Source organism: Pseudomonas sp. HN8-3 (genome assembly GCF_020790195.1).
GTDB classification, from domain to species: domain Bacteria; phylum Pseudomonadota; class Gammaproteobacteria; order Pseudomonadales; family Pseudomonadaceae; genus Aquipseudomonas; species Aquipseudomonas synxantha_A.
On record NZ_CP086206.1, the window covers coordinates 4,054,203 to 4,069,773 of the forward strand.

Annotated in this window: 4 protein-coding genes; 2 read left to right on the forward strand and 2 right to left on the reverse strand. The window is 58.6% G+C overall.

Annotated elements, in window-relative coordinates; translation table 11 throughout:
• Positions 1-42: 42 nt before the first annotated feature.
• Positions 43-4,869 carry a neuraminidase-like domain-containing protein gene (locus LJX92_RS18010; RefSeq protein ID WP_228308764.1) on the forward strand — a complete coding sequence of 1,609 codons (4,827 nt, stop codon included), beginning with the start codon at positions 43-45 and terminating at the stop codon, positions 4,867-4,869.
• Complete coding sequence (locus tag LJX92_RS18015; RefSeq protein WP_228308765.1) at positions 4,866-9,449, forward strand: SpvB/TcaC N-terminal domain-containing protein; 4,584 nt, start codon at positions 4,866-4,868, stop codon at positions 9,447-9,449. Before LJX92_RS18010 ends, LJX92_RS18015 begins: the two co-directional genes overlap by 4 nt.
• A 163-nt stretch (positions 9,450-9,612) precedes the next feature.
• On the opposite strand, the gene LJX92_RS18020 is transcribed toward LJX92_RS18015, so the two are convergent.
• Positions 9,613-12,600 (reverse strand): RHS repeat-associated core domain-containing protein, encoded by a 2,988-nt coding sequence (locus tag LJX92_RS18020; protein WP_228308766.1) that lies wholly within the window; start codon positions 12,598-12,600, stop codon positions 9,613-9,615.
• 124 nt (positions 12,601-12,724) lie between these two features.
• Positions 12,725-15,412 carry an RHS repeat-associated core domain-containing protein gene (locus tag LJX92_RS18025; RefSeq protein WP_228308767.1) on the reverse strand — a complete coding sequence of 896 codons (2,688 nt, stop codon included), beginning with the start codon at positions 15,410-15,412 and terminating at the stop codon, positions 12,725-12,727.
• Between the last annotated feature and the right edge of the window lie 159 nt (positions 15,413-15,571).

Sequence of the window (15,571 nt, forward strand, 5' to 3'; positions counted from 1 at the left end):
CATTCACACCCTACTCACATTCGACCTGCTCAAGGATTGATCATGTCTCACTCGCTTAATCAACAGCTCAATGAAAGCCTGCGCGACGCCATGCTCGCGTACTACCTGACCTACAAGGTACCTACCGACTTAAAGGAAAAGATCACCCATGTCGACGATCTTTACGAATACTGGCTGCTCGACGTACAAGTCAGCCAAGCCGTACCGACCAGCCCGGTAGCCTGTGCCATCTCCAGCCTGCAGCAGTACATCACGCGCATCCAACTCGGCCTGGAACCGGGCTATGAAAAGCAGGGCATGACCGCGCAACAGGACACCTTATGGCGCGAACAGTTGCACACCTACGCTCTCTGGAACGCCAACCAGCAGTTGCACTATCACCCCGCCAACTACTTGGACCCGACATTACGGCGTGACAAGACCGACAGTTTTGAACAGTTGGAAAACGACCTGAGCCAGTATCGAATTCAAGCGGATACCGTCACCACGGCGGTTCACAATTACCTGGCCAGGTTCGAGGAAACCGCCAACATACGCACGATCAACGGTTATATCGACGCCGACTTGAGCAAGCTGCATAGCGGCACCTATTACTTCGTCGGTAAATCGAGTTCCGAAAACACCTATTACTGGCGCTCCCTCGACCTGTCCAAGCGCGCAGGCTCGGTACTTTTTCAGGACGCCTGGTCAGACTGGGAGAGAATCAACTTGTCGGTCTCCGACGCCACCGCCGAGCAAAGTATCCGGCCGGTGTACTTCAATAACCGGTTATTTTTCATCTGGGCCGAATGCATCAAACCCGCCCCCACCAGTTCCGTCCCACCGGCGCAAACGGATTCAGAGGAAAAAAAACAGCTGACCGAATGGATCAACAGCCGCTACGTCAAGTTTCGCCTCAATTTTTCTTATAAAAAGCACGATGGTAGTTGGAGCGCGCCCAAAGCCTGCATCGAGGAGCACTGCGCCACCGAAGACGTCAATGCATTGACCTCTGCCTTTCTGAAAACCATTACGCAGACGGTAGCTATCGTCCACAGTGACGGCCCCCCGGTACTGTTTTTAAGTGTGCTGGCCACCAGCCGTAAAGACCCCAAACAGCAGGAGAACTTTATTGGCAAATTTTTCCAGGCTGTCCACGTCGACCAGTCCTTCAACATCACTACCATCGCCGATGGCGGCAGCCCCGAGCGCTACAGCGTGCTACCCGGCTCACAGGTGGACGAAGAGATAAACCGACTCCTGGAACACTTCGATCCATCGCAGAAGACAAAAGTGCAGACGGTGGTTCAAGGCAAAGATCAAAGCGTGAGTGGGTACTACAGTGAGTTGCTGCCTGACACCGCCCGGCAATACCTCACGTTCTTTGCTCATAAAAACCAAGGTAACTTGCAGTTCAAGGTGACACCCCCAAACAAGCACTCGATTTCCCCCCGGGAGGAAACGATTACCGAAGACAACAACTATTGGAACTTTGGAAAAAATCGAGAAAAAATAAAAAGCCCAGAAACAAGTGACGTCTCTTTTGATTCAAATACCAACGAACTCGTGTTTACCTCCACCCTCAATGAAAATTTCCGGCAATCGTACAGCGTCACATTAACAAAAGAAGCCCCTAAGGACATTAGCATCATACTGATAGTAGACGACGCACTGGATGATCCGAAAGCCACTCAGCTCAAACTGACCAGTGAGTCTAAAATTATCGGCCCAACAGACGCGTTAAAAACTGATTTTTACGCTCTTTATTTTAAAAATACGGCCACGCATGATGAGTTCCCCAACGCTGTACATATCAAAAACGGGTTACTCATTAACGCTAAATACAAAGACGGGAACACCGTCTCACTCGAAGATCATTATATCGACAAGAATGCGTTCATCAGTTTATATACAAGTACAAAAAACTCCATCCAGGTCGCCCTTGACCGCTACAGCAAATATCCAGACGCAAACAAAAAGACGTCGCTGCACGCACAAAATACGTTGACCATCAAAAGGCCCAACCTGCGCACATCTAATTTACGTGCCTATAAGCACATCATTATGAGAGCTAATTTTACAGACTATCCATTCACCGAAAAAATCAATGCCAACTCACATCAAATCATCAACTATCAGGACACTACCCACGAAAGCCTCACCGGATCAAATCCCGAATTACCCAGCGGGCATCGGGTCACGGCGCGGATTCCAGTGACCACGGAGGAAATAACGTCGGGCATCACCCTGATACACGGGGTGGTGACGCTTGAGCCTGCCAAAGAAGACGACTCGACAATTCTCGGCTATACCCTGAAAGCGACCACCTTGAAGCTGGCCCCTTCCACCTCTGACACAACGCTCAATCAACAACTGGCGCCGACGATCAAAAGACAGACGTCGGAAAAACTCGGCACCGCCGAATTTATTGATTTCCCAACGAGCACCTCAACCCCGCCTGCCGACACGCCCCCCCGCCTGCGCATGAATACCTGTTTTGCCGGCAATCTGGTCAAGGCGGCCAATGTCAGCCTTGAGCATTTGTTTTCGTTAACACCGAAAACGTGGCAAGAACCTCCACTCACGCCAGGTGGCGCAGCAGAGGACATTGACTTTAACGGGGCTCACGGCAAGTACTTCTGGGAGCTGTTCCTGTACGTGCCCTGGCTGGTTGCCCACCGCCTGAATCAGGAGCAGCAGTATGTCGAAGCCCAAGCCTGGCTAAAACACATCTTCGACCCAGGGCGATTGGCCGATACGACCAGCGAGCGCCCTGCATTTTGGGGGTTCAACGAGCTCGTTCGTACGGGGCCGCTCCCCGGTTCAGTCACTCACGACCCACATAAACTGGCGATTCGCTCACCGGTGCATTTTCGCAAAGCAATCTACCTGCTTTATCTCGACATACTGCTCAATCGTGGCGATGCAGCCTATCGGCAACTCACCCCCGACAGCCTGACCCAGGCCAAACTCTGGTACACGCGAGCCAATCACTTTCTCGGGCCACGCCCCCGCGTCACCACCACTGAACCGTGGGATGAAATCACCCTCGAAAGTTTGACGACGAACCGCTCTAAAGCCCTGGTAGAACTGGAGCAAGAAAACCCACCAATCAATGTCAACCCTGCGACCGAAAGCACCGCACTGGCTTCGCTCACGGACACCGATAATCTGTGCCTACCCTTCAATACCGATCTGGTGGCGCGCTGGGACAAGCTCGAAAGTCGCCTGCATAACCTGCGGTACAATCTCGATATCACTGGCAAACCCTTGCGCCTGTCGCTGTACGCAACCCCGCTCTCACCTCTAAAACTGTTGGCCAGCCGCAGCATAGGTGCCTTCGGCGAAGGAGGCGCGGCGCCGTTCATTGACGCGCAAGTCGGCCATTATCGCTTCCAGATCATGCTGGGCCACGCGCTCACGGCAACCGAGGCGGTGATTCAATTCGGCAACACGGTGCTGAGCCTGATTGAGCGCAAGGAACAGGCTGAATACCTGGAGTTGCAGCAACAACAAGCCTGGGACTTGGCCAATATCGTCGTCACCCAACAACACCAGGCATTGTTGCTCGACGAGAAAAACCGCCAGGCACTCGGCGCCAGTCGTAGCATGATCGAATCCCGGATGCGCCACTACGAACGCCTGCTCACCGAAGGCATCAGCCCCGCAGAAGCACACGCAGGCCAACTCTACCTGATCAGTAGCGGATTCGAGGCCGCAGGTTCCGCCGCCGCCGCAGCGGCCGGCATCGCGATGATCGCGCCGAACATCTTCGGTACGAGTACCGGCGGGTCGCGCTGGGAGGGCCCGTTTTATGCAGCCCAAGCCTTGGCTCAAGGCGTCGCGACAGTGTTGCGGGGCACTGCCGCAGACCTGGACCGTTCCGAGCAATTCAACCGTCGGGAGCAAGAGTGGGCGCATGCCCAGGATCAGGCCCGACTCGAATTGGCACAGGTCGATGCCCAGTTACAAGCCTATGCCGAGCAGGAAAAAGCCACGCGCCTGCAATTACGCCTGGCCGAGACCTCCCTGGCCCAGGCCTGGTCGAACTATCAATTGCTGGCCAAGCGCTTTACCAGGGCACAACTGTATGACTGGCTCAATGTACAACTGAGCAAGTTCTACTACCAAGTCTATGACCTTAGCCTTTCCCTGTGCCGCACCGCGCAAGCGTGCTGGCAGTACGAAGTCGCAGACTATGCGAGCACGTTTATCCAGCCCGGTGCCTGGAACAACAACTACCGCGGCTACCTGGCGGGTGAGGCCCTGAAGCTGTCGCTGTTGAAGATGAATGCGGCCTATGTGGACCAGAACGTGCGGGACCTGGAGATCGTCAAGACCATCTCCCTGCGTCATCGCATGATCGATTGCAAAGTCTCCACACCCACAACAGACACAACCGGCACTCAATCATCGAGTACACAAAACACATGGGCCGAGCATAAACGACAACTGGTCGATAACGGCACGCTGTGCTTCAAGTTGCCCGAGGCTCTGTTTGAAGAGGATTACCCCCACCACATCCTGCGGCGAATAAAAGGCATCAGCGTGTCGTTGCCCGCGACGCTAGGCCCCTATGAGGACATCAAGGCGATACTGACCCAAACCCATAACGAAATCGTATTGCCCGCAGGCGAGCGGCGCCGCGACATGCGTGCCCATCAGCAAATCGCACTGTCCACCGGCCTGGATGACAACGGCCTGTTCACCCTCAACTTCGAGAGCCACGATCGCTACTTGCCCTTCGAATACACCGGGGCCATCTCCAACTGGACCCTGGAATTCCCCAATCACAGCCGGCAAGAAGCCGTACTCCAATCAATCAACGATATCGTCATTCACCTGCGTTACACCGCCAGGGTGCCAGTTGCCAGCGGGGGTAAGGTATGAACGACGATACGCCCAACCTCCAAGTCAATACCCCGGCCCTGCCCAAAGGCGGCGGTGCCATTCAAGGCACCGGCAAAGGCTGGGGCGATGTCGGCGCCAGCGGTATGGCCACCTTTGAGATTCCCTTGCCGATCTCTCCCGCGCGCGGTTACGCGCCGGCCATGTCGCTGGCCTATCACAGCGGCGCTGGCAACGGCCCCTTCGGATTGGGTTGGGGGATACCCCTGCCGGCTGTCAGCCGGCGTACCTCCCATGGTGTGCCGGCCTACACGGAGCACGACGTACTGGTGGGCCCCGACGCGCAAATATGGCTACCCGAACGCGACGCCGAAGGTCGGATAGTCAGCCGCGCCGCGACCTCCTTCAATGGTTTGCCACTGACCATCGCCTACACGGCCACCCGGTACTTTCCCCGGGTTGAGAGCCATTTCGACCGTATCGAGCACTGGCACTCGGCAACCGATGCTGCAGGCTTCTGGTTGATACAAAGTGCCGATGGCAGTCAGCACTTTTACGGGAAGACCCCATTGGCCCGAATTGCCGATCCGGACCACCCGCACCATGTGGCGCAATGGTTGTTGCAGGAAAGCCTGAATACCCACGGCGAACACATTTATTATCACTACAAAAAAGAAACTGACTCCTCACGCTACCCGAGGGACTGTCGAGCCCAGCGTTACCTGGAGCGCGTCTGCTACGGCAACTTCACCGCCGAGGAGCAGGAACAACTCTACCTTTGGAAGACCGACGATGAGCCGGGCATGGGCTGGCACTTTCAGTTGCTCTTTGACTATGGCGAACGTGACCTTGAGCTGGATAAGCGGCCGACGTATCAGAAAATCCGGGAGTGGCCGACACGACCCGATCCTTGCTCGGATTTTTCGTTCGGCTTCGAGCTACGCACCCTGCGCTGTTGCAACCAGATTCTGATGTTTCACCACTTCCCCAAGGAAGCGCAAATGGGCACCGACCCGGTGCTGGTCAAACGTCTGCTGCTGGAATACCGCGCGCCCACCCATGTCAGCCTGTTGATTGGGGTCCATGAGCAGGCCTTCGACAGCTCGGGCAATAGTGTGAGCCGCCCGCCGCTGGAGTGTTTTTACCAATCGAGCCAGCTCAAGGTAGACAAGAGCGGCTATAAGCCCTTCAGTTCGCTGCCCGGGCTGCATGACAGCGATCGCTATCAACTGGTCGATCTGTATGGCGAAGGCATACCGGGTGTGTTGTATCGCACTGACAAGAGTTGGTACTACCGTGAACCGCTCAGGCCGCAGCACACGAAAACCAGCGACGAGGTGATTTACGGCGCGGCCCAGGAGTTGGCGCGGGTGCCGGTCGCCGACAGCAGCCGGCCCATCCACCAGGCGCTGGCCGATGTGGACGGCGATGGCCGTTTGGACTGGCTGGTTGCCCACCCAGGAATGAATGGCTTTTTCAGCCTGGATGAACAGCGTAACTGGTCAGCCTATACGTCGTTCGATGCATTCCCCTCGGAGTTCTTCCACCCCCAGGGCATCCTCGCCGACTTGATGGGGACGGGACGCCCTGACGTTGCCATGATCGGCCCCCGTAGCGTACGCCTGTATGCCAATCGCCGAAGAAAAGGCTTCGAACCCGCCATTGAGGTGCCTCATAAGCTCGATGACGTCTTGCCGATCGTTTCCGCCTCGCCTAACGAGCTGGTGGCGTTCAGCGATGTACTCGCCACGGGCCAACAGCATCTGGTGCGTATCCGGCATGACGAAGTGAAATGTTGGCCGAACCTGGGTCGAGGCCGCTTTGCCCGAGGGTTTGTGTTGGCTACGTTGCCACTGCGTTATGAAACGTTCAAGCCGGCCAATGTACTGCTCGTCGACCTTAATGGAGGTGGCGCTACGGACTTGCTGTATCTGAGCGCCGCCCACCTGTGGATTTTCCTCAATAAAGGCGGCAACGGTTTCGAGGCGCAGGCGATCAAGGTCCCGTGGCCAGAGGGTGTGCAGTATGACGACCACTGCCAGGTCAACATCGTCGACGTGAGCGGCCGGGGCTGCCCTAGCCTGATCCTGACCGCCGCCCACCAGACCCCCATCCATTGGCGCTACGACTTTTTCAGCCACAAGCCCTGGCTGCTCGTACGCACCGACAACAACATGGGCGCCCAGGCGTCGATCAAATATCGCAGCAGTGCCCAGGAGTGGCTGGACGAAAAACGCGAGCTGCATGCCAAGGGCCAGCCCGCTATCAGCCAGTTACCCTTCGCGCTGCTGCTGGCCAGCCAACAAACCCAACGAGACGAAATTACCGGCAACCAGCTGACCCAGCGCGTGAGCTATCGTCAGGCTTATTACGACCGTGTGGACCGCAAGTTTCGTGGCTTTGGGCTGTTGCTGCAAACCGACACCGACAGCCGCAAAGACGCCCCTCACGCGCCGGGGTCAAGCGCTCCCGTGCTCAGCAAAACCTGGTTTCATACCGGGCGCTCCCTGGACATGCCCTGCCTCGGCCAGAGCACTCACGACCCAGACGCCAAGGCTCCCGGCCGCACGCTGGTCAGCCGCTACAGGGGGACAGCTGGGGCACAACCGCTGGATCATCATGACGACTTGATCAGCGACCCCGCACCGGCGCTGGCACGCGACGTGGCCCGTGCACTCAGTGGCGCGGTGCTGCGGGTCGAAGTGATGGCAGCAGACCCGGCGCAAGACGCCGTGCCCTACTCGGTCAAACACCAGCGGTATCTGGTCCGTGAACTGGCCCCCGCCAGTGCTCATACGCCCTACCCCCGGTTGCTGCCATTAGCGCTGGAGTCGATCAGCTATCAATACGAAGGCGTGGAAAACGATCCCGTCTGCCAGCACCAGATCAATCTGCGCTGGGATGCCTATGGTTACCTGGTGCATAGCGTGACCCTGCATTATGCCCGCCGTACCACCACCGACAGCCCGCCGCCCGCCGTGCTGGTGGATGAGCACCAGCAGCGCTGGTGGCACGATACCCATGACAACGCGCAACAATTCTATTACCTGAGCGAAACGCTGGCGCAGCCCATTCATCTGGACGACGCACAGCAGTGGTGCCTGGCCTTGCCCTACCGCCAACGAGACAACGCCCTGGTGCTCGGCAAGGCGCCGGCGCCTGGCGGGCTGGACCCTGCGCGTATCGCCTATGAGGTGTTCATCGATACCAGCGTCGGGCCGCTGGCCGCAGGGGCCAGCCGCACCCTGAGCGGCTTGTCGCTGCAGTACTACCGGCAGGCCGGTAGCTCCGGTAAAACCCTGGAGCCTGGCGTCGCCACCGTCCAGGCATTGACTGACTATCTGGAAATCGCCGAGCTGGATGACCAGGCCATAAGTGCCTACAACGACATTCCGGCCATGCCCAACCAACCCAAGGTGGACCTGGTGCAAAAGCTCACCGACAGCGGCTATCACACCATGGAGTTGTTTTTTCTATTCGACGGCGAGGTGCCGCCCAAGGAAAACCGACTGTGGTCGATTCGCCGGCACTTTCCCCGCTATGGCAAGGCCACCCAGTTTTATCGGATAAGGGCGCTGCGGGCCACCGAGGCCCATGGCGAAACAAAGCTCACCTATGACCCCTACACGTTGCAAACCGTGCGCGTAAAAATGCCCGACGATTGTGTAACCAAGGCCGAATACGACTATCGATTGCTGCTGCCGATAAAAATCGTCGACCCCAATGGCACTATTCAAGAAGCGCTTTATGACGGTTTTGGGCAGTTACTCGCCAACACCTTTTACGGCCACGAACAAAGCCTCAGAGTGGGCTTCGCCGCTCTGGAAAGCTACCGCCCGCGCAAAAATGTAACGCCCGCATTGGCCATCGAACAGGCGCAAAGCGTGCTGCAAGACATGGCCAGCGCGCACTGCTACGCGCCTTTCAGTTGGATGGGCAGCATCGACTTGGCTCTGGTCAAGCCCGAGTGGATTACCAAGGGGTATCTGCTCCCCGGCGGGCATATCCGCATGAGCGCGCGATCGCGGCTGGGTGGTGCTCGCCAGCCCCTCAGTGACAGTGCAAAACAACTCAAGGCGTTGATCGATGAGGCCAGCCGTACGCCGGTACATGGGCTCATATTGCAAGCTGACCGCTACCCCGGCGATGCCGAACAACAGGTTCGCATGACCCTGACCTGCTGGGATGGCTTCGGCCGCTCATTGCAGACCAAGCAGAAGACCGAACCAGGCCCGGCCCATGCCGTCGACGACAAGGGCAACCTTTTGGTCGACGAACTGCCGGATGCAAACGCCACTTTGAAGAAACAGCTGCGCCAAGTGCAAGCCGACCCCCGCTGGCGCATCAGCGAGCGTGTCGAATACAACAACAAGGGCCTGGTCATTCGCGTCTACCGCCCCTACTTCGCCGACAAGCACACCTACGTCAATGATCAATCCATGCGCGAGCTGGGCCACAGCGACCGACAGTTCTACGACCCCCTCGGGCGCCCGACAAAGACATTGACCGCAGGAGGATTTATGCGGCGTAACACCTATTGGGCCTGGTACACCGTCAATGAGGACGAAAACGACACTTATGCAGAGCTGAACTCCGACAACATACTGACTGATACCCCCTAAAGACCTGGGTATCTACAGAACTTTTGCTCCTGCGCCAGACCTGTAGCGGTCTGGCCCCTCCAACGTGAGCCGTTCAAATGTGTGTGAGGCTTGCCTGCAAAGGCAGCCTTGAAGCCGACTGGGATGTTGAATGGGCCGCAGCGACGACCCATTCATGTTCTTGTCAGGATCGCCGGGCTGCGCCCCATCGCGACGCCAAGGTTGTATACCCGCGCCTGGCAAACGTTACGAAAAAGCCGCGCCATTCGGTCAATGATGCAATCACGCCGCGGGCCGCCATGACAATTGTTCGAGTGGTCCGGCCTTGAGCGGCCTGTGGCAGGCCCGTCAGCGCAACGGCCAATGCCTCGACACCGGACGCGGCCCAGTGCGTCCACACCTGATTGAACATTCTGCTCAGCCCACCGTGCGCCGTCGCGACAGGATCCGGCAGCTGTACGGTTTGGCCATGGGGATCGTGGACGGCGGTCCGGTGACCGCCACGCATCATCGCTCCCATCGCCCCATCGTAGGCTTCTATTGCAGGTGAGACATTGGGTTGCATCAGCGCAGGCACTTCCCCGCCATAAACAGCGTTGGCCACGGTAGCAAGGGCATAGGCGGCCGTCGCTCCGGCGGTGCGCGTGACCCTGCCGCGCAGGGGCGTGCTGCCCCAGGAGATGCCGGTACCGTGCCCACGAAGGACCTGCTGCACCAGTTCTCTGGAGAGCGCGCGCACATGTCCGCCCAACCGCTGGACCGCCACCGGGTCCCAGCTGTGCTCGGCTTGATCACCTATCGAGTCGCCATGCATGGCATACCCCATACCCGCGGCACCTGCAAAAATAGCACCGATCTGTGGCGCATATCGCGTCCAGTTACCGGCGATACCGGTGCTCATATGTGCCGTGGACACTGCATCCAGCACCGCAACGGTAAGGCGCAAGATTTGGTTGCGTTGTGCCGTGGGCTGGACGGTACTGAAGACCGCCAGATCGACGCCCGTCGCGATTGCATTGGCGATATAGGTGGATAAACCATCGCGAATCGCTGCCGCCGAGGCCGGTTGTATCCTCGGGCGCATAACCCTGCCTATATTCGCGAGCCTGCGGCTGATGGAAAGCCTGCGTATTTGTTTATCCTGCGACTCCTCCAAAGCCGGTGTGGTAGCCAGCCCTTGCGCATCGACCTTGCTAACCGGATTACCGCCAACCATGGCGTACAGATTCAAACCATCGGCATCGCCAATCGGGTCCGGGCTGATCCATCGGCATAACCACGGTGCGTAATACCTGAAGCCGTAGTAAGACAACCCACTGGCATCGCGCTCCTTGCCCGAGTAACGGATGAACCTGTAACTCGCCTCACTGGCATTCTTCGCCGCCCACCAGGCAGTCCCGCCGAAGGGGTAATAACTTTCCTGGCTGAGCAGTTGCGCCTGCTCGCCCAGTTCCAGGCTGCTGCTGCCCAAGTGGTCCGACAAGCCGTAACGGATCTGCGCGTCCTGGCGCCCCCCCGAAGGGTGGCGATCCCAAAGCAGGACGCGGACCGTGGTCGTACCGGCATCAAGGTTGAGTACATTCAGCTGCTCACCCGTTGCGCTGTCATGCCGTATTTCCAGCCCCGGCAAGTAGCGCACCTCGGCCCTATGCAGCACGCCCCGGGCCTGGGAGACCCGGCGCTTGAGGATGCGCTGGCCCGTGGCATCGTAGGCGTAACGTTCTTCATCGTCGTTGCCGCCCTCGCGCCGCACCTGCGTGAGGCGCACCAGTTGATTGCGCACATCCCAGCCCATCTTGTGATCGCCTGCCAACGCTTGCAGATTGCCGTTGCGGTCAAAGCCCTGGCCCAACCCCGGCGCAGCCTTTCCATCAGCCTGCGGCAGAAAATGATTGCTGCCCGCGGCCACGCTCATCTGCCGCGTGAAGCCCGTGCCGCTGCTGGGCACATGTTGCAACTCAAGCATATTTCCGGCGGCGTCATAGCTGAACCGCTGGGTGTAGCGACGCCATACGCTGTCGTCAGTCGAGCCGAACGTCACACTCGCTGGTAACGCCGGGCCTCCAGTGTTGCCGGCGGTTTCGCGGCCGGTGGCCTTGGTCAGTTGCGATAACGTGTCGTACTCATAAAGGCTGGTCGAACTGATTCGGGTGTTGCTGGACCATTGCGTCGGCTGGGCAAGGTCATCGATCCGCACGACGTTGCCAACGCCGTCATACTCGTAGCGCAGGTCTTGCAGCGCTGCGCCCGGTCGCGCGGGCAGATGGGCAGTCATTTGCCGCAAGCGACCATCGAATTCACGGTAGTGCATGGCACGCACAACGCCGTTGCCGGCGCGTTCGCTGAGCACCTGACCCGCTGCGTTATAGTGCCGCTGGCCCAGTACCTGCGTACGCTCGCCGCCCCTGGGCGTCACAAAGATGCTCGCCGGCTGGCCGTCAATGCGGTAGGCGTAGTCGAAGCGATTGCCCTTGGCGTCCGTGTGATGCAGGCGCTCACCCAGCGCGTTGAACCCAATGGATGTCTGGAATATCTCGGGCTCCAGGAGCACCTCGCGTTGTGCGTACAGCTGCGGCCAATCCAGCGCGGCATCCGCCTGCCGGAAGCGTCGGGTCTGCTGAGCAACTTCTGCGTGCACCCCATACCGCTCGTGGAACAACGAGCCGCCGCCGTCATCGTGGCGAACCACCCGGCCGCAGCGGTTGCGCGCCGCCTCTTCGTTCGAAGATGCAGCATAGGCAAGACGCTCGACGCACAACGCTTGCCCGTCACTGGCCGCCTGCTCGAAGACCGCCACCGGCCGCAGATATTGATCGTAGCGATGAGCCTGGTGAGCGCCCCGCCCATCCCATTCTTCCAGTAACTGCCCAGCCTCCCCCATCAGCGTCAGCCGCCAGCCGGCATCCACGCTGTCGGTGCGCAACGCTTGTCCACCAAGGCTATAGACCGTGCGTTGATTGGGCGCGGTGTCAGGCTGTGAGCGTGACAACTGCAACAAACGTGGGTCCCACTGTTCAATCATCAAGCCCGTACTGCCATACACCTGACGATGAATGCGCATCTGCGGTTCAACCTCTGTGCTTGAACGGTGGTAATCGATGTTACGAACAATTAACCCACGCGGGTCGACTGCGACCAGGGACGGCGTGTTTCGATGGATGGAATCAGACATGACCTCAGGACCTTATTGCTGAACAAGTAGTCCTGAGAGCCTAGGGATGAGGGGATGAGAAAGGTGGTGCTGGAGGATGCTTTTGTGTATCCAGTTACTGGCATCGCCCCGACCCGCTCACGTGTCAGCGTGCCGCCCGCCCTGACACCCTCGGACGGCTGGGCTTGTAGCGACGCCAAGCGGACGCGTTTGACTCCCAAGGCGCGTCGACCCGTTGTTGGTGTCGATAGAACGTCACGCGGCCTGCCAGTTGCAGACGATGCCGATAAAGCCAGCGCAGCTCGGAGGCCGTGGCAGATACCCCTTGCTTGCTGACGACGGCTCCTATGTCCAAATTGTCGAGAGCGAAATGGACCATCGCCGCACTTTGCGGGCTAGTCAAGGTTTCCAAAGCCGATTTGCTGCTTCGAGTGACGATTTTTTGCTGAATGGCCAATAGGTCTGTGCCAACGTGTTGGCGAGCCGTCGCCTCGAGTGAATACCTGCCTGCGGCAAGATCACTGACAAACCTCCTCGCGAATTGCTGGTTGCAGGAAGTTGACGTACAACCTGAATATTTCGAAACAATGCCCTCGTAAAACGGCCGGACGCCGACCGAAAGCTGCTCAATGAGCTCGGCCTTGAGTTCGTTAGCTTTCGCTGGGTCATGTGGATCTTGCGTCAAGTCGCTGAATAGCTCCGCATTCACGTTGCGAAATGCAGAGAAGGCGCGAACGGGAGGCGCCAGCCCGGCAGTCCAGCGCTGCAGTTCCGCGCCTGAAAAATAGGCCACCATCGCATCCCCGCGCGCGCTCAGCTTCGACCAGAAACTCCTGTAGGCAGCAACCGTCGCGGCCAAGCCAAAGAGAATATCGCCTCGACCGGGTTGGAATTGCTCGCCAAACGTCGTTTGCGTGCCATCGGCATCCCTGAACCCTACGGGATTGCCCCGGGCCATCGCATACAGGTTCAAGCCGTCCACATCGCCCATCGGGTCCGGGCTTATCCAGCGCTGCAACCACGGTGCGTAATAACGCGCACCGTAGTAGTACAGGCCCGTGGCGTCGCGTTCCTTGTCGGAGTAACGGCGAATCTTAGGGTGCCCCCGAACGATATTGCTGGTTGCCCACCACGCCGTTGCGCCATAAGGATAGTAATGCTCCTGGCTCAACAAGCGAGCCTGCTCGTCCAGTTCCAGCGCACAGCTCTTGAGGTGATCCAGAATGCTGAATCGCAGTGAGTGGGTACTCATCTCACTGGGTTTGCCCGACTCCCATTGCACCACGGTGACTCGCCCACCGCCCGTATCAATGTCCAGCACATTGAAGCGCTGTGCCCTTTGCTTGTGTACTTGCAGGCCCGGCAGGTAATAGGTTTCCTGGGTGTAAGGTTTTGCACGAGCCTCACGGCTGCGAACCTTGAGTGCGCGCAGGCCTTGACTGTCATACAGGTAACTCTCCACGTCAGGGTCACCGTTCTCACGCTGTACCTGGGTGGTGTAGGTCAATTGATTGCGCACATTCCAGGCCGCCTGCTGTGTGCCGTCGAGCGACAACTGATTGCCATTGGCATCGAACGCCCCATCCCATTGAACCTGCCACCCTTGCGCTACGGGCACGGCGCGGTTCGTGAGCGCCGCCACTTGCATTTCGCGGGTATAGCCTGTGCCGCTGGAGGGCACGTGTCGAAGGCGCGTCAGATTGCCCGCCTCATCATAGGCATAATGCTGGGTGTAATTGCGCCAGAGCCCCTGATCCGTCGCCCCGAACTGCACCTGCGTTGGCAAAGCCCGGCCCCCGGCATTGGCGCTATTTTCCCGACCGCTGGCCTGGATCAACTGATAAAGCGTGTCGTACTGGTAGCGATTAACCGCATCAATCCGGGTGTTGCTGTGCCATCGAGTCGGTTGCGCCAGGTCGCTGAGGCTGAGGATGTTGCCGACCGGATCGTACTCATATACCAGCTGCTGCAGCGGCGTGCCGGCCTGCCCTTGGCGGTACACCTCAAGTTGCTGCAAACGACCGTCGTGCTCGGCGTAACGGGCGACTTTGGTAACGTTATTGCCCGCCCGCTCGGACACGACTTGGCCGCTGGCGTTGTACACCCGCTGATTCATCAACACTTGGCGCTCGCCGGTCTTGAAGATCAGCAGCATTTCCAACACCCAGCCCTGTTGCCCATAGCGCCACTGTAGGCGGTTGCCCTTGGCATCGATCTGCTCCAGCATTGCACCCAGCGCATCGTAACGCCAGGTGGTGGTATAGGCCTGGCGTTCCGTCAGCAGATCCTGTGCCTCATCGCTGTTTGGCCAGTCGACCAGAGCGATATCGGCGCGAAACCGTCTGGTTTGCTTGATGACGCGTTGATCGATCGCGTACGCCTCCACCAGCAGCACACCCGCCGGGTCCGCATGGCGAATCAACCGTCCACAGCGATTGCCGACGACCTCGGCCGAGATTGCGGGCGCGTACGTCATACGCTCGACACAACGGGGTGACGGGTCCTCTGCAGATTGTTCGAACACCGCCACAGGGCGCAGCAAATGGTCATAGTGAAACGCTTGAAGGGCGCCGCGCGAGTCCCAGCTGTGCAACCGCTGCCGCGCTGCACCGTACATGACCAAGCGCCAACCGGCATCCATACTCTGGGTTCGCACGGTTTCACCCGACAGGCTGTAAAGGTTCGATTGCGCCGCCACCCCGGTCGAGCCAAGGGCGAACTGACGTGGGTCCCACTGTTCAAGCAAAAAACCACTGGCACTCAACACCTGGCGATTGACCCGCGGCTGAGGGGAGTCCGCGAGCGTTGCACGATGATACTGCACAGTGCGCACGGCTAACCCGCGAGGGTCAATGGCCGTCAAGGTAGGCGTATTTCGATGTAGGGCGTTAGACATGAATTCATGACCTGTTTTGCACTAAGGTCAACAAATCCTAGAGGTACCGGCCTCGATAAAGGGGTATAAAAAGTAGCCTTGTGTAACCAGATTCTG